14 protein-coding genes are annotated in these 16,017 nt (G+C 73.4%); 6 read left to right on the top strand and 8 right to left on the bottom strand.

The annotated features are described in order from the left end of the window. Positions 1 to 2 precede the first annotated feature (2 nt). Entirely contained in the window at positions 3 to 3,740 is a 3,738-nt protein-coding gene (locus ACH4DX_RS12780) for a nitrate reductase subunit alpha (RefSeq protein WP_398155060.1), read from the bottom strand. Between the two features lie 139 nt (positions 3,741 to 3,879). Here ACH4DX_RS12780 and ACH4DX_RS12785 point away from each other — a divergent pair, with 139 nt between their 5' ends. Then, positions 3,880 to 4,785 carry a tellurite resistance/C4-dicarboxylate transporter family protein gene (locus tag ACH4DX_RS12785; RefSeq protein ID WP_398155061.1) on the top strand — a complete coding sequence of 302 codons (906 nt, stop codon included), beginning with the start codon at positions 3,880 to 3,882 and terminating at the stop codon, positions 4,783 to 4,785. Between the two features lie 128 nt (positions 4,786 to 4,913). Here the strand turns inward: ACH4DX_RS12785 and ACH4DX_RS12790 are convergent, their stop codons facing one another. Further along, on the bottom strand, positions 4,914 to 5,249 hold the full coding sequence (locus ACH4DX_RS12790) for a cupin (protein ID WP_398155062.1): 336 nt from the start codon (positions 5,247 to 5,249) through the stop codon (positions 4,914 to 4,916). A 125-nt stretch (positions 5,250 to 5,374) separates the two neighbouring features. Here ACH4DX_RS12790 and ACH4DX_RS12795 point away from each other — a divergent pair, with 125 nt between their 5' ends. The 3 genes from ACH4DX_RS12795 to ACH4DX_RS12805 all read left to right on the top strand — a co-directional run bounded on the left by ACH4DX_RS12795 (position 5,375) and on the right by ACH4DX_RS12805 (position 8,638). Then, positions 5,375 to 5,791 carry a VOC family protein gene (locus tag ACH4DX_RS12795; RefSeq protein ID WP_398122010.1) on the top strand — a complete coding sequence of 139 codons (417 nt, stop codon included), beginning with the start codon at positions 5,375 to 5,377 and terminating at the stop codon, positions 5,789 to 5,791. A 475-nt stretch (positions 5,792 to 6,266) separates the two neighbouring features. Continuing rightward, positions 6,267 to 7,037 (top strand): response regulator transcription factor, encoded by a 771-nt coding sequence (locus ACH4DX_RS12800; protein WP_398155063.1) that lies wholly within the window; start codon positions 6,267 to 6,269, stop codon positions 7,035 to 7,037. A 77-nt stretch (positions 7,038 to 7,114) separates the two neighbouring features. Beyond that, complete coding sequence (locus tag ACH4DX_RS12805) at positions 7,115 to 8,638, top strand: sensor histidine kinase (protein WP_398155267.1); 1,524 nt, start codon at positions 7,115 to 7,117, stop codon at positions 8,636 to 8,638. Here ACH4DX_RS12805 and ACH4DX_RS12810 read toward each other — a convergent pair. Both ACH4DX_RS12810 and ACH4DX_RS12815 read right to left on the bottom strand, forming a co-directional pair. Then, a complete protein-coding gene (locus ACH4DX_RS12810) occupies positions 8,604 to 9,881 on the bottom strand; it encodes a metallophosphoesterase (RefSeq protein WP_398155064.1) in 1,278 nt (425 codons plus the stop codon). The genes ACH4DX_RS12805 and ACH4DX_RS12810 overlap by 35 nt on opposite strands. Positions 9,882 to 9,883: 2 nt before the next feature. Further along, positions 9,884 to 10,126: an SCO4848 family membrane protein gene (locus ACH4DX_RS12815; protein ID WP_398122007.1), complete on the bottom strand. Its 243-nt coding sequence runs from the start codon at positions 10,124 to 10,126 to the stop codon at positions 9,884 to 9,886. Positions 10,127 to 10,241: 115 nt separating this feature from the next. On the opposite strand from ACH4DX_RS12815, the gene ACH4DX_RS12820 reads away from it, so the two are divergent. Next, on the top strand, positions 10,242 to 11,477 hold the full coding sequence (locus ACH4DX_RS12820) for a D-alanyl-D-alanine carboxypeptidase family protein (RefSeq protein WP_398155065.1): 1,236 nt from the start codon (positions 10,242 to 10,244) through the stop codon (positions 11,475 to 11,477). Here ACH4DX_RS12820 and ACH4DX_RS12825 read toward each other — a convergent pair. From ACH4DX_RS12825 to ACH4DX_RS12840, 4 genes are read right to left on the bottom strand one after another with little or no spacing between them, the layout of a single operon-like run. Further along, the gene (locus tag ACH4DX_RS12825) at positions 11,446 to 12,399 is read right to left on the bottom strand and encodes a YihY/virulence factor BrkB family protein (RefSeq protein WP_398122005.1); all 954 of its coding nucleotides are present in this window, start codon (positions 12,397 to 12,399) and stop codon (positions 11,446 to 11,448) included. The genes ACH4DX_RS12820 and ACH4DX_RS12825 overlap by 32 nt on opposite strands. Continuing rightward, entirely contained in the window at positions 12,387 to 12,869 is a 483-nt protein-coding gene (locus tag ACH4DX_RS12830; protein ID WP_398155066.1) for a GtrA family protein, read from the bottom strand. Before ACH4DX_RS12830 ends, ACH4DX_RS12825 begins: the two co-directional genes overlap by 13 nt. Before the next feature lie 5 nt (positions 12,870 to 12,874). Further along, positions 12,875 to 13,864, bottom strand: a complete 990-nt coding sequence (locus ACH4DX_RS12835; RefSeq protein WP_398155067.1) for a decaprenyl-phosphate phosphoribosyltransferase — start codon at positions 13,862 to 13,864, stop codon at positions 12,875 to 12,877. Further along, positions 13,857 to 14,408 (bottom strand): phosphatase PAP2 family protein, encoded by a 552-nt coding sequence (locus tag ACH4DX_RS12840; RefSeq protein WP_398155068.1) that lies wholly within the window; start codon positions 14,406 to 14,408, stop codon positions 13,857 to 13,859. The genes ACH4DX_RS12835 and ACH4DX_RS12840 overlap by 8 nt, the downstream gene beginning before the upstream one ends. A gap of 142 nt (positions 14,409 to 14,550) precedes the next feature. On the opposite strand from ACH4DX_RS12840, the gene ACH4DX_RS12845 reads away from it, so the two are divergent. Continuing rightward, positions 14,551 to 15,972: an FAD-binding protein gene (locus ACH4DX_RS12845; RefSeq protein ID WP_398155069.1), complete on the top strand. Its 1,422-nt coding sequence runs from the start codon at positions 14,551 to 14,553 to the stop codon at positions 15,970 to 15,972. The last annotated feature ends 45 nt before the right edge of the window (positions 15,973 to 16,017 follow it).

A 16,017-nucleotide genomic window follows, 5' to 3' on the forward strand; every position in this document is an offset into this window, starting at 1 on the left:
GGCTAGTACGTCACCTCCTGCTCGGTCCTGCGCCTGATGACCGTGACCTCGTCGCGCTGGTTGCCGGTGGGACCCAGGTAGTTGAAGGCCCAGGAGAGCTGCGCGTAGCCGCCGATGAGGTGGCTCGGCTTGAGGAGCAGCCGGGTCAGGGAGTTGTGGATGCCGCCGCGCCGGCCGGTGGTCTCGGTCTTCGGGACGTTCACCGTGCGCTCCTGCGCGTGGTGCATGTAGACGGTGCCGGCCGGCATGCGGTGCGAGACGACGGCGCGCGCGGCCACCACGCCGTTGCGGTTGACGGCCTCGATCCAGTCGTTGTCGCGTACGCCGACGGCCGCCGCGTCGTCCGGCGACATCCAGATCACCTGGCCGCCGCGGGACAGCGACAGCATGAAGAGGTTGTCCTGGTACTCGGAGTGGATGGACCACTTGTTGTGCGGGGTGAGGTAGCGGACCGTGACCTCGCGCTCCCCGTCGGCGCCGATGCGCGGTTCGCCGAACAGGCGGTGCATGTCGAGCGGCGGCCGGTAGACGGGCAGGGCCTCGCCGAGTTCGTGGATCCAGTCGTGGTCGAGGAAGAAGTGCTGGCGCCCGGTGAGGGTGTGCCAGGGCTTGAGGTGTTCGGTGTTGAGCGTGAACGCGGTGTAGCGGCGGCCGCCGGCCTCGCTGCCCGACCACTCCGGCGAGGTGATCACGGGCACGGGTGCGGCCTGCGTGTCGGCGTACGAGATCCGCTTGCCCTCGTGCTCGGCGGCCAGGTGCGCCATCTCCTGGCCGGTGCGGGCCTCAAGGGTGTGGAAGCCCTGGGTGGCCAGGCGCCCGTTGGTGGTGCCCGACAGGGCGAGGATGGTGTTGGCGGCCTTCACGGCGGTGTCCAGGCGGGGGCGGCCCGCCGCGGGCCCGCCCCGGACCACGCCGTTGAGCGCGGCCAGCGCCGCCACCTCCTCGTCGGGGCGCAGCGCGATGCCCTTGGCGGGCAGGCCGAGCCGCTCCGTGAGCGGGCCGAGGGCGGCGAACTTGGCGCCGATCGCGGTGTAGTCCCGCTCGACGACGGTGAGGGCCGGCATGGTCTTGCCCGGCACGGGCTCGCACTCGCCGCGCCGCCAGTCCAGGGCCACCCCGCCGGGCTGCGCGATCTCGCCGGGCGTGTCGTGCTGGAGGGCGGTCGCCACCAGGTCGCGGCGGGTGCCGAGGTGACCGGCGGCCAGCTCGCTGAACCGGTCGGCGACGGCACGGAAGGCATCGAAGTCGGTACGGGCCTGCCAGGGCGGGTCCACCGCCGGGGTGAAGGCGTGCACGAAGGGATGCATGTCGGTGCTCGACAGGTCGTGCTTCTCGTACCAGGTGGCGGCGGGCAGCGTGATGTCGGACAGGAGCGTCGAAGACGTCATGCGGAAGTCCAGGGACAGGAGCAGGTCGAGCTTTCCCTCCGGGGCCCGCTCGTGCCAGGTCACGTCCCGGGGGCGGGCCCCGGGCGGCGCCTCGTCGGCGCGCAGCGAGGAGTGGGTGCCGAGGAGGTGCTTGGTGAAGTACTCGGCGCCCTTCGCCGACGAGCCGAGGAGATTGGCGCGCCACAGCGTCAGCACCCGCGGCCAGTTCCGCGGCGCGTCCGGGTCCTCGCCAGCGAACTTCAGCTCGCCCGAGCGCAGTTGCCGGACGGCGGAACCCACCGGGTCCTCGCCCTCGCCGAGGTCCAGCGGATTGCGGTCGAACGTCGGGTACGACGGCATCCAGCCCGCACGGGTCGCCTGCGCCAGACAGTCCGCCGCCGCCATCCCCTCGAACCGTCCCGTACCGAGCGGTGAGGCGAGGACGTCGGCGCCGAACCGGTCGTAGCGCCACTGGTCGGTGTGCAGGAACCAGTACGCGGCGCCGATCATCTGCCGGGGCGGCCGCGACCAGTCACCGGCGCCCGCGAGGGTGGCCCAGCCGGTGGCGGGGCGGCACTTCTCCTGGCCGACGTAGTGCGCCCAGCCGCCGCCGTTGCGGCCCTGGCAGCCGGTGAGCTGGAGCAGGGCGAGGAAGGTGCGGTAGATGGTCTCCGAGTGGAACCAGTGGTTGGTGCCCGCACCCATGAGGATCATGCAGCGGCCACGGGACTTCTCGGCGGTCGCGGCGAACTCCCGGGCGATGCGGGCGCACTGGGCGGCGGGAACGGAGGTGTGCGCCTCCTGCCAGGCGGGCGTTCCCGGCTCGGACGCGTCGTCGTACGAGGACGGCCAGCCGCCTACCAGACCCGCACGCCCCACGCCGTACTGCGCGAGCAGCAGATCGAAGACCGTGGTGACCAGCGGACCGTCAGGACCGGCGAGCCGGACGGCGGGCACCCCGCGCCGCAGCACCTCGCCCCGCCCCTGCCCGTGTGCGCCGCCTTCGGTGTCGAAGCGCGGGAGCAGCACCTCCACCCCGCGCGCCCCCACCCCGCGCGCGTCGTCCCCGTTCGCGTCGTCCCCGCGCGCCTCGTACCCGTACAACGAGAGCCGGGGCCGCACCTCGCCGAGGTCCAGGTTCCACTTCCCCTTCCCGGACTCGGTCCAGCGGAAGCCGAGCGACCCGCCGGGAACGACGGGCCGCCCGCTGCCCTCGTCGAGGACGACGGTCTTCCACTCGGCGCCCTCGCCGTCGTCACCGAGGTCGGCGGCGCGCAGGAACTTCGCCGGTACGTACGCGCCGTCGCGCTCGGTCAGGGTGACGAGGAACGGCAGGTCGGTGAAGCGGCGTACGTAGTCGTCGAAGAACGGCACCCGCCGGTCCACGAAGCACTCGCGCAGGACCACGTGCCCCATGGCGAGGGCGAGGGCGCCGTCGGTGCCGGGGTGCGGGTGCAGCCACTCGTCGGCGAACTTGGCGTTGTCGGCGTAGTCCGGGGCGACGACCACGACCTTCTGGCCCCGGTAGCGGGCCTCGGCCATCCAGTGCGCGTCGGGTGTCCGCGTCACCGGCACGTTCGAGCCCCACATCATCAGATACGCGGCGTCCCACCAGTCCCCGGACTCCGGCACGTCCGTCTGGTCCCCGAACACCTGCGGCGAGGCGACCGGCAGGTCCGCGTACCAGTCGTAGAACGACAGCATGGGCGCGCCGATCAGCGACATGAAGCGGGCGCCCGCGGCGTGCGACACCATCGACATGGCGGGGATGGGGGAGAACCCCGCGACCCGGTCCGGGCCGTAGGTCTTGATCGTGTGCACGTGCGCCGCAGCGATGATCTCCACGGCCTCGTCCCAGGTGGCCCGCGTGAGCCCGCCCTTGCCGCGCGCCCGCTGGTACGCCCGCCGCCGCTCGGGATCGCCCTGGATGTCGCCCCACGCGAGCACCGGGTCCTTCAGCCGCGCCTTCGCCTCCCGGTACAGCTCTAGCAGCACGCCCCGGACGTAGGGGTGGCGGACGCGGGTCGGTGAGTACGTGTACCAGGAGAAGGCGGCGCCCCGGGGGCAGCCGCGGGGTTCGTACTCGGGGCGGTCGGGGCCCGTCGAGGGGTAGTCGGTGGCCTGGGTCTCCCAGGTGATGACGCCGTCCTTGACGTACACCTTCCAGCGGCAGGACCCGGTGCAGTTCACGCCGTGCGTGGAGTGCACGACCTTGTCGTGGCTCCACCGGTCCCGGTAGAAGACGTCCCCCTCGCGCCCGCCCTCGACCCTGAGACTGTGCAGATCGGGCGCGGCCTCGCCCCGGCGCAGGAAGCGGCCGGTCCGCAGGAGCAGGGCGCCGGGTTCGGCGGGAGCTTGCACACGTTCCGTCACACGCTCCATCCCATGCGCGGACGGACGGGACCGCAGCCTGGCCTAGGCTAAGTGGTGGCCTGCGGGCCTGCGGGGTCTCATGGCTGGTGTGAGACGGACATGGCGTGACGAGGTGACTCCCGCCGCCGGAGCCTGCGTGATGGCGACCGGCATCATCTCCGTGGGCCTGTACCTGACGGGGCACGACGTCCTGTCGGAGATCCTCCTGGCCCTGGCCTGCGTGCTGTGGCTGGTGCTCGCCGCGGACTTCGTCGACCTCCTGGTACGCGACCGCGCCCGCTGGACGGCTGCGGCCGTCACCCCGCCCGCGCTCACCGCGGTGGCGGCGACGACCGTGGTCGGCACCCGCTTCTCCCTCCTCGGGTGGCCCGAACTCGCCGTCGCCCTGCTCGTCGTCGCCGTGCTCGTGTGGCCGGTCCTGCTGCTCGCGGTCGTCCGGCACTGGCTGCGGCACGGCATGCCGGGCGGGGTGTTCCTGGTGTGCGTGGCGACGCAGGGCCTGTCCGTACTCGCCGCCACCCTGTCCCTCGCGGGCGAGGGCGACTGGCTCGGCGACGCGGCGCTTGCCTGCTTCGCGCTCGGCCTCGTCCTGTACGCCGACGCGCTGCTGCGCTTCGACCTCCGGCAGGTGTGGACGGGGGCCGGGGACCAGTGGGTGGCGGGCGGTGCCCTGGCCATCTCCGCCCTCGCCGCCTCCAAGCTGACCGCGTCCCCGCTGTGGACGGGGGCGGGCCACACCTTCCTGCGCACCCTCACCTTCGTCCTGCTCGGGCTCGCGCTCGCCTGGTACGCCGTCCTCGCCGCCGCCGAGGTGGCCCGGCCGCGGCCCTACTACGACGTCCGGCGGTGGGCCACCGTGTTCCCCCTCGGCATGACGGCCGTCGCCGCGCTGTCCACCGGCCTCGCGACCGATGTGCCGTGGCTGCGGACGCTGGGGCGGGTGCTGTTGTGGGTGGCTGTGGCGGTGTGGGGGCTGGTGTGGGTGGGGTTCGCGTGGGCGCGGGCGGGCGGGCCTCGCGGGGCGCCGCCCCGCTCCGTCCATTAGTGCGCTCCGCGCACGGGCGCCCCTTGGCCGGTGCGGGACGTCTGCCGGGGCGGCGGCAGGGTTTCAGCACGTCCGGCGCTTGCGGACGAGGCGCGGAGCGCCGACGGGGCGGCGCTCCGCGAGGGCGCTCAGGCAGTCGCCGTCACGGCGGTCAGCAGCACCACCGAGTCCTCCACGGCGAGCAACCCGTGCCGCTCCTTGGGCGCCGCCCACAGCTCCCCCGCGGCAAGGAGGTGATCACCACCGTCCACGGTGGTCACCCGCACCTTGCCGCGCAGCACTTGCAGACTCGCCGCGGGCGGCGTGACGTGCTCGTCGAGCGCGGAACCCGAGGTCAGCGCGATGACACTCTGCCGCAGCGCCCCGTCGTGGACGACGAGACGCGCACTGCGGCCGTGGTCGTCGGCGTGAGCGCCGTGCAGGTGCTCCTCGACGAGGGCGTTGAGATCCTGGCTTTCGTGCATGGCGAGTACTCCAGACATGGGCGGAACCGACGCGGAACAGGTCGGGTACCAGGCTTCCCGGTATGAAACGCGCCGTGCCGCACCGACGCGGCCGCACCGCACGATCCGGCCCGTATTCTGACGTTATGTCAGACAATCAGCTGTCAGCTACCTGTGATGTGCTCGGGTTCGACAACACGCTGTTCCCCGTGGGCGACCTGGACGAGTCGGTCGGCTTCTACGAGCGCGCCGGCTTCACCGTCACCCACCGTCTCGACGAGGCCGGACTCGCCATCCTGAAGGTGGGCCCCGAGACGCCCGGGATGCTGCTGCGCGTCGAGGACGGTGTCGGCCGCCGCCCGCCGCCGTGGCCCACGCCCCGCGTCTGGCTCGAGGTGCCGGACGCCCGCGCGAAGGCCAGGGCCCTCGCGGCCGCGGGCATCCCGGCCCTGGCCGGACCGCACTCGGTGGCGACGGGCTGGACGGTGGAGATCGCCGACCCGTGGGGGAACGTCATCGGCTTCACGGACTACTCCAAGCGGCCGGAGCTCGGCCGCGTCTGATCACGGCGGGTCGCCACGCCCGCGGGAGCGGAGCGGTGGGCCGGCGGGGTGGGACCCGCCGGACGCGCGGCGGTGGCCGCCCCTGTGGAAGGGCGGCCACCGCGGGTGCCGGTCGACCCGCTCGCAGACCCCTGGTCAGAGGGCCTGGCGCGGGTGTCCCGGCAGGGGGGGCCGGGGGCGGGTGCAGCTCCGCCCTCCGGGCCAGGTCTGGTGCGCGGCACCGGGTGGCACGCGCGTCGGCTCACCGCCCGGGCGGCGCACCCGGTGCGGGCGCCGTGGACCCCGCCCGCCGTCCGACGTCCACGGGCCCGGACGGGGGTTCCGGGTCGTGGGCGTCGGCGGCGGGCGGTGCCTTGGTGTTCCGCCCTCAGCATCGGGGCCCCGGACCGCCGACGGCATCTTCCGGCCGGGATTCTCAAGGAACTCCAAAGGGCGGACGCGTACTTCGCGGACGGGCGGTGCGGATACTGGGGGCATGAGCAACGCCGAAGGTCACCCGGCCGCACCGGGGGGAAGAGCTGCGGGAACACCGGCCGCGGGGGCCGACGCCGGGCACGGTGGCGGGCGGGGGCGGGCGACCGTCCTGGTGGTCGAGGACGAGCCGAGCATCGCCGACGTCCTCGCCATCGCCCTGCGCTACCACCACTTCGACGTGATGACCGCGGGCACGGTCCGCGAGGCACTCGCGACGACCGCGCGGACCCGGCCGGACTGCGCCCTGCTCGACGTGATGCTGCCCGACGGCGACGGGCGGGCCCTCGGCCAGGAGCTGCGGACACGGATGCCCGACCTCGCCCTGGTCTTCCTCACCGCGCGGGACGCGCCCGCCGAGGTGGTGGGCGCCCTCGGCTTCGGCGACGACTACATCACCAAGCCGTTCAACATCGACGAGGTCGTCGCCCGCATCGGCGCGGTCCTTCGCCGGGTACGCCCCCACGACGTGCTGCCGCAGCGCCCGCCGCTGCGCTACGGCGACCTCGAGCTCGACGAGACGACGTACGTGGTGCGGCGCGAGGGCGGCACGGTGCAGCTGACCCCGACCGAGTACGCGCTGCTGCGCTTCCTGGTCCGCAACGGCGGCCGGGCGGTGCCCAAGGAGCAGCTCCTGCGCCATGTGTGGAACATCGAGCACAGCGCCGAGTCGACGGTCGTGGAGACCTACATCAGCTATCTGCGGCGCAAGCTCGACCAGGTGGGGCCGCCGCTGATCACGACGCGGCGCGGCGTCGGATACGGGCTGGCGTGACGCGCCCCGGCACCGGCTGGACACGGTCCGCGGCAAGGCCCCGCGGCACCGGCCGGGCCCGGCGCGGCCGCTTCGGCATGAACTCGCTGCGCGCCAAACTCACCCTCGTGAACGTGGCGCTGCTCGCCCTCGGCATCGTGGCCGCGACCGCCGTGAGCCTGATGGGCATGCGCCACTACCTCCTGGAGAACGTCGACTCCGAACTGACCACGTCCCGCTCGGCCATGCGGCAGAGCGGACTCGTGCTCGACGATCTGCGCAGCCTCGCCGACCTCGGCTCCCTCGACCAGATATCGCCGGAGGCCGTGCGGGCGAACGGGGAGTTCCCGGCCACGGAGTCCGTGTTCGTCGCCGTGAACCGGCGCGGCAACCCGGTCGGCATCGGCCCGCTGCCGACGACGGCACGCCAGCTCGCCCTCGCCGAGGCGGTGGGCGACGCGGCGGAGTTCGCGCGGCACACCTCGCCCCGGGGCGTGGCGGTGAACGGCGACTCCTACCGTGCCGTCGCGGCACGGCTCGCCGACGGTTCGGTGGTGGTCATGGCGTCGTCGACGGAGAACGTCCAGTCGGGCGTGGCCAAGGCCCTCAAGCTCGACCTGGCCTTCGGCGCCCTGCTGCTCGGGCTGCTCGCAGTCCTCACGATGATCGCCGCGCACCAGCGCCTGCGCCCCCTCGAGGACATGGTCGAGACGGCCTCCGCCATCGCCGACGGCGACCTGAAGCGGCGCGTCCCGGCGAGCAGGGCCGCGGTGATGGAGACCGAGCAGCTGCGCCTCGCCCTGAACTCCATGCTCCAGCAGGTCGAGACGGCCTTCGTCACGCGGGAGCGCAGCGAGGCGCAGCTGCGCCAGTTCGTCGCGGACGCCTCGCACGAGCTGCGCACCCCGCTGGCGGCGATCCGCGGCTACCTCCAGCTGTACGACAGGGGGATGCTGGACACCCCGGAGTCCCGCACCCGGGCCTGGGGCCGGGTGCACGCCGAGACCGACCGCATGAACCACCTGGTGGCGGAGCTGCTCACCCTGGCCCGCCTCGACCAGCAGCCCGAGCTGCGCTTCCACCCCGTGGACCTGAGCCGTCTCGTGCGGGACGCGGCGGACGACCTGCGCGCCCAGGAGCCGGACCGGCCGCTCACGGTGTGCGCGGACGGCGCGGTCCTCGTCCAGGCGGACGAGCAGCAGCTGCGCAAGGTGCTCGCGAACCTGCTGGCCAACGTCCGTACGCACACGCACGCCGACACCCCCGTCCGGCTCGGCCTCGACCGGTGCGGGGACGTGGTCCGCCTGACCGTCGCCGACCGGGGCCCCGGGCTCGCCCCCGAGGACGCGGCCCGGGTCTTCGACCGCTTCTTCCGGTCGGGACGGGGTGCGGGCAGCGGGCTCGGCATGGCGATCGTGCGGGGCGTGGTGGCGGCGCACCGCGGGCGGGTCGAGGTCCGCACCGCTCCCGGCGAGGGCCTCACCGTCCTGGTGACCCTGCCGAGGACACCGGCGCCGCCGCGGCCCGCCGCTCCCCCGCACCCCATGGAGCCGCCGCGGTGCACACCGCCGCTGCCCGCCGGGGCCCTCAGGCCCGCGACGACGCCAGCTCCACCACCGTGATGTCGGACGGCGCGCCCACCCGCACGGGCGGGCCCCAGGCTCCGGCGCCGCGCGTCACGTACAGCTGGGTGTCGCCGTAGCGTTCCAGGCCCGCGAGGGTCGGGTTGGCGAGGTCGGCGACGAAGTTGTTGGGCCACAGCTGGCCGCCGTGGGTGTGGCCGGAGAGTTGCAGGTCCACGCCGTGTTCGACGGCGTCGTGGATGACCACGGGCTGGTGGGCCATGAGCACCGAGGCGCGGGTCCGGTCGCGGTCGCCGAGCGCCTTCACGAAGTCGGGGCCCTCGCCGTCCCCTTCGCCCTGTACGTCGTTGACCCCGGCGAGGTCGAAGTACGGCAGTTCGGTACGGGCGTTCTCCAGGGGGCGCAGGCCCAGTGAGCGCACGTGGTCGACCCACTGCTCGGCGCCGGAGAAGTACTCGTGGTTGCCGGTGACGAAGAAGGCGCCGTGCCGTGCCCGAAGGTCCGCCAGCGGGCGGGCCGCCGGGGCGAGGTCGGCGACGCTGCCGTCCACCAGGTCGCCCACGACGGCGATCAGGTCGGGCTGGGTGGAGTTGATGGTGTCCACCACGCGGCGGGCGAAGCCCTCGCCGAGGACCGGGCCCAGGTGGATGTCGCTCACCACGGCGATCCGGAAGCCGTGCGCCGCGCGCGGCAGCTTCGCCAGCGGGACGGTGATCCTCTTGATCCTGGGGCCGCGGAGTACTCCGTACGTTCCGTGGGCGACCGTCGCGCCCGCCGCCGTTGCCGCTGTGGCGGCGACCGCCCGGGATACGAACAGGCGCCGGGTCAGGTCCCTGCCGGGCTCCGGTCCCGGCTCGTCGGACTGCCGGGGCTGCGCCCCTTCCCCCGCCTCATCGGCCCTTCGGGCCTCGTCCGCAGACGCCGGACGGGCCGAGACCTGCTTCTCCGGCACCCTCGCGCGCCGCGCGAGCCACCGCCCCAGCAAGGGCCGCACGACCTCCCCCACCAGCAACGCCAACAACAGATACAGCGCGAACGCCAGCCACAGGAAGCCCGGCCAGGCCAGGGTCTGCTGGAGGAGGAAAGGGGCCCCGCCGCGCTCCGCGCCGAGGGCGGCGAACGCGAGGAGTGGGCCCGCGAAGAAGACGACCGTGCCCACGCGGCGGGCGCGGGAGCGGGGCCGGGTGGTGTCGCGGACCGTGCGCCGCCACACGTACCAGAGCAGACCGGCGAACAGGGAAAGCACCCCTGCCCCTACGAGCACCCCGATGACGATGCCCACGGCTATGAGGTTCCGCGCAGTGCGCGGACGCCACGCAACCCGATGCCGCCCACCACCGTCCCCAAGACAAAGGAGACAACGGCGAGCGTCAGGTGCACCCAGAAGTACCCGGTCGGATCGCCCGCGTCGTCGAAGGCGAGCCCGCTGCCGTCCTTCCACAGGTTCTTGACGAAAGTGATCCAGATGAACCAGCTCCACACGCCGAAGGCGAGCAGGAACCAGGAGACGGGGCGGCTGAGCTTCATGTCCTCAGTATCGCCAGCCGCTCTCACGGACCGCCTTCGGGGTGCGGAGCGCCGGACCGCGGCAGAGGCGACCTCGGCGGAGGGCGGCGCGGGTCGCCCCTGTACGTTCTCGTCCGTGCCAGCGTTGAAGAAGACCGCCCTGCTCGTCGCCTCCGCGACCCTGTTGTCCCTGTCGGCCACCGGCCCCGCCCTCGCCGACGACAAGCCGGGCGGTGACGGCGAGCCGAAGCCGCCCGCGTCCATGTCGACGGTGGGTGGCGCGCGCCTCGGCAAACCGGGCACGCAGGTGAACCTGAAGGCGGGCGCACCGGTGCTGCCCAAGGAGCTGTCGGCGCGCTCCTGGATGGTCTCGGACGCCGAGACCGGCGAGGTGCTCGCGGCGCACAACGCGCACTGGCGCCTGGCCCCGGCGAGCACCCTGAAGATGCTGTTCGCGGACACGGTCCTGCCGAAGTTCCCGAAGACGCAGAAGCACAAGGTGCGGGCGGCGGACCTGGCGGGCATCGGCCCGGGCAGCAGCCTGGTCGGCGTCAAGGAGAACGAGACGTACTCGGTCCACGACCTGTGGCTCGGTGTCTTCCTCCAGTCCGGCAACGACGCCGTGCACGTGCTGTCCTCCCTGAACGGCGGTGTGCCGCAGACCGTGCAGGACATGCAGGAGCACGCCGAGGACCTCCAGGCCCTCGACACGCAGGTCGTCACGCCCGACGGCTACGACGAGAAGGGGCAGGTCTCCTCGGCGTACGACCTGTCCCTGTTCGCCCGCTCCGGCTTGCAGAAGAAGGACTTCCGCGAGTACTGCGCGACGGCGACCGCGCAGTTCCCCGGCGAGACGAAGAAGATCAAGAACGGCAAGGACAAGGGGAGGACGAAGCGGGAGCCCTTCGGCATCCAGAACACCAACCGGCTTCTGACGGGCGCCGACGGCGTGGAGCAGTACAAGGGCATCGCGGGCGTCAAGAACGGCTCGACGACCAACGCGGGCAACACGTTCACGGGGGTCGCCGAGCGCGACGGCAAGGTCCTGCTCGTCACAGTGATGAACCCCGGCTCCGGTGAGAGCCACGCCGTCTACAAGGAGACCGCCCGCCTCCTCGACTGGGGTTTCGCGGCGAACGGCAAGGTCGAGCCCGTCGGCGAGCTGGTCGCCCCGAAGGGCGCGAGCACCGGCTCCGGCAAGGGGGCGCCGGGCAAGGGCCAGGCGGGCGGCACCGACAGCGTCGCGAACGCCACCGAGAAGGACTCGGGCACCGGCATGGGCACCGCCATCGGCGTCACCGCCGGTGTGCTCGCGCTGCTCGCGGGCGGTCTCTTCCTGCTCAACCGCCGCTGGCCGCTGCGCCGCCAGTAGCGTCCGCCGCCCGCACCGCCCCGGCCCCCTCGGGCCGGGCGGGCTCCTCGGCCTCCGGGTAGGCGCCGGGGACGGTCTTGGAGGGGGTCGCCGTCCACGCCGCGCAGAACAGCAGCAGCTTCGCGGTGAAGTTGATCCACAGGAGCAGGGCGACGGGCACACCGAAGGCGCCGTACATGCTCTTCGCGGCGACGCCCTTCACATAGCCGCCGAGCAGCAGCTTCAGGAGCTCGAAGCCGAGTGCGCCGAGTGCCGCGGCGACGACGAGGGCGCGCCGCGGCGGCTCCACGCCGGGCAGCAGCGTGAGGACGTACAGCAGCAGCAGGAAGTCCGCGAGGACGGCGATGGCGAAGGCGATGATCTGAAGGAGCACGCCGCCCGCGCCGTCCCGGTCGACGCCGAGCCGGTCGGCACTCCAGCCGACGGCGGTGGAGGCGACCGCGGAGGCGATCAGCGAGGCGAGCCCCGCGCCGCCGAGCCCGGCGAGCACACCGGCGTCCTTGAGCTTGCGCAGGAACGGGTTCTCGTCGGTGTCGTCGAGGTCCCACACCGCGCGCAGGCACTCCCTTATCGAGCCGACCCAGCCCACGCCGGTGAACAGCAGGAGCGCGCCCGCGACGACGCCGACGGTGCCCGCGTTCGCGATCAGGGAGTCCAGGTCGAGCTGGTCGGAGATCCCCGGCACCTGCTCGGAGATCTTGTCCTTGGCGCTCTTCACCTGGCCGTCGGAGAGCGTGGCCGCGGCGATCGCCGCGGCCACGGTGATCAGCGGGAACAGGGCCACGAAGCTGATGAACGTCATCGCGGCGGCGAGCCGGGTCCAGTGGACCCGGTCGAGGCGCTCGTAGGAGTGCCAGGCGTGGGTGCGCGTCAGGCGCTCGACGTAGGGCCCGATGCCGGGGAGCTTCTTCAACCAGTCCATGTCACTCGTCTCCCCTGCCTCACCTGTCCGGTCGGTGCACTCCGAGAACGGAACACCAAGGTCCGTGTACCCCAGAATCGCAGCACGGTGGCCAGTGCCATGCCGACTCCCGCCCCGGAGACCGCGTCGGCCCGCGGCGAGGTGAGGCCGAGGCCGTAGTGCGAGACGGCCAGGCACGCGAGCTGGACGAGCGCGCCCGCGACATTGACGGCGAGGAAGATCCCGTACTGCCGCAGCCGCGACACCCCGCCGGACGCCGCGCCGGACGCCGTCCCGCGGTAGGTGCCGAGCGCGTTGCCCGTGTACGCCACCGTGCACCCGGCCACGAAGGACAGCGCCTTGGCGGTGAGCGGGTCGAGGCCCGCGGGCCCGCGCAGCCAGACGAAGAGCCCGAGGTCGGCGGCGTACGCGCACAGGCCGACGACGGCGAAGGCGGTCAGCTCGGGCCCGAGCGCCCGCAGCCGTGACACCCCCCTCACCAGTCGGCGACCGCGAACCCGTACATGGCGAGCCACACCACGCCGATCAGCGCGAGCGCGCGGTCGCGCAGGACCACGTCCTCCGGTTCGCCCGCCGTGCCGCGGTCGGCGAAGACGGCGTACCGCAGGATCGCGAGGACGAAGGCGACCACCGAGAGCTGCCGCCACGGCAGCAGCCCGGTGCCCTCGATGCCGCCGCTCTCCATCGCCCACAGGCAGTAGGCGAGCACGGCGACCCCGGCCGCGAGCTGCCACACGAAGCGCAGGTAGCCGGTCGTGTACGAGGTGAGCAGGGCCCGGGTGGCGCCGAGCCGTTCGGTGCGCCCGGCGGCGGTCGCGGCCCGCGCGGCCTCCGTCATCTGCACGGCCTCGGAGTAGCGCTTGGCGGACACCATGAACAGCGCCCCGAACCCGGTGGTGATCAGGAACCAGCGGGACAGCGGGATGTCGAGCGCCACCCCGCCGATCATCGCCCGCATCAGGAAGCCGGTGGTGACGACGGCGAGGTCGACGACCAGTACGTGCTTGAGGCTGACGCAGTACGCGAACTGCATCACCACGTACGCGGCCAGGAGCGCGGCCGTCAGCGGGGTGCACAGGACGGCCGCGGCGGCGGGCGCGAGGACGGCGAGGAGCCCGCCCACGGCGTACGCGAGGGGCACGGGGACCTGTCCGGCGGCGACGGGGCGGCGGCACTTGGTGGGGTGGGCGCGGTCGGCCTCGGCGTCCCGGGCGTCGTTGACGAGGTAGACGGCGGCCGCGGCGGCGGTGAACAGGCAGAAGGTGAGGGCGACCTGGGTCAGGGCGTGCCGGGAGAAGAGTTCGCCCGCGGCCGCGGGGGCGGCGATGACCAGGACGTTCTTGACCCACTGGCGGGGCCGTGCGGTCCTCAGGAGGCCCTGGGGGATCGCCCAGGGGCCGGTTCTTCTGAGCGGGGAGGCGTCGGGCGCCTCCCCGCGGTCCAGTACGGCGGCGCGGTCAGCCATCGGTGAAGCCTCCGATCCAGGGGGTGCCCGCCCGGGCGGCGAACGCGCCGAGGGCCGCGCCCGCCGCGACGTCCGACGGGTAGTGGACGCCGACGACCAGGCGGGACACGCACATCGCGGCGGCCAGCGGCGGCACGACCCGGGCGCAGGCGGGGCGCAGCGCGCCGTACACGAGCGCGGCCGCGGTCGCGGACGTGGCGTGGGAACTGGGGAAGGAGTGCCGTCCCGCCGTGCGCACGAGCGGCTCCACATGGCCGGGCCGCGGGCGCCGCACGAGGCGCTTCAGGCCCATGCTGGCCAGGTGCGCGGCCGCGGTGAGCGCGGTGCCGCGCAGCCAGTGGGCGCGCCGCTCGCGGTCGACGGCCGCACCGGCGAGTCCCGCGGCGAGCCAGAGGGCGCCGTGCTCGCCGCTCCTGGACAGGGCGCGGGCCGCCGCGGCCACCCGCGGGTCGCCGCCGCAGTCGCGCAGCGCGGAGAGCAGCCGGTGATCGGCTTCGCGCAGGAAGCCACTCCTGACGGCGTTCCCCGAACACTTCGTATTCATCACATAACGACTCTTCTATGCAAAGTCGCAATTACTACGGCAATCTTTGATGACACTCGCTCAATCACCCATTTCGGTGAGAAGGCCGACCGAGGTGAGTAACCGCTTTTAAGCCCCTTATGGGGGCGATACGGTCACTGCCATGTCAGCCACCCCCGCTTCCCCCTCCGCCTCCCTCCCGGAGTCCGAGCCCGAGTCCGAGCCCGAGTTCCTGTCCGAGCCCGAGTTCGTGTCCGTGTCGGGGTGGGGGCGCACCGCACCCAGCACCGCGCGCCTGGTGCGGCCCCGCTCCCCCGAGGAGGCGGTGGCCGCGCTGCACGGCTGCGCGGAGCGCGGCGGCATCCCGCGGGGGCTCGGGCGGGCGTACGGGGACGCGGCGCAGAACGCGGGCGGCGCGGTCCTGGACATGACGGGCCTGGACCGCGTGCACGCCATCGACGTGGACGCGGGCACCGTGGTGTGCGACGCGGGCGTGTCCCTGCACCGCCTGATGGAGGTCCTGCTGCCGCTCGGCTGGTTCGTGCCGGTGACGCCCGGCACCCGCTACGTCACCGTCGGTGGTGCCGTCGGCGCCGACATCCACGGCAAGAACCACCACGTCGCGGGCTCCTTCGCCCGCCACGTCCTGAGCCTGGACCTGCTCACCGCCGACGGCACCGTCCGCACCGTCGAGCCGGGCACCCCGCTCTTCGACGCGACGGCCGGCGGCATGGGCCTCACCGGCGTGATCCTCGCCGCCACCCTGAAGCTGCACCCCGTCGAGACGTCCCTGATGGCCGTCGACACCGAACGCGCGACGGACCTCGACGACCTGATGGGCCGCCTCACCGCGACCGACCACCGCTACCGCTACTCCGTCGCGTGGATCGACCTCCTCGCCCGCGGCGCCGCCACCGGCCGCGCCGTCCTCACCCGCGGCGACCACGCGCCCCTGGACGCCCTGCCCGCCCGCGCGCGCACCGCCCCCCTCGCCTTCCGGCCCCGGCAGCTGCCCCCCGCCCCCCGGTTCGTGCCCGAAGGGCTGCTCGGCCGCCGCACGGTGGGGCTCTTCAACGAGCTGTGGTACCGCAAGGCACCCCGCTCCCGCACCGGCGAGCTCCAGAAGCTGTCCGCCTTCTTCCACCCCCTCGACGGCGTGCCGCACTGGAACCGCGTGTACGGCCGCGGCGGCTTCGTGCAGTACCAGTTCGTCGTCGGCCACGGCGAGGAGGAGGCCCTGCGCCGCATCGTGCACCGCATCTCCGCGCACCGTTGCCCGTCCTTCCTCGCCGTCCTCAAGCGCTTCGGGGACGCGGGACCCGGCTGGCTGTCCTTCCCCATGCCCGGCTGGACCCTGGCCCTCGACATCCCCGCGAACCTGCCCGGGCTCGGCCCGCTCCTCGACAGGCTCGACGAAGAGGTGGCCACCGCGGGCGGCCGCGTCTACCTCGCCAAGGACGCACGCCTGCGCCCCGAGACCCTCACCGCGATGTACCCCCGCCTCCAGGACTTCCGCGCCCTGCGCAGGGACCTGGACCCGGACTCCCTGTTCCGCTCGGACCTCTCACGCCGCCTGCGCCTGTGAGGGGTTTCGGCCCGTCCGGCGTTCGCGGACGAGCGCGCGGCGCGA

This window comes from Streptomyces sp. NPDC017940 (assembly GCF_044328435.1).
GTDB lineage: Bacteria > Actinomycetota > Actinomycetes > Streptomycetales > Streptomycetaceae > Streptomyces.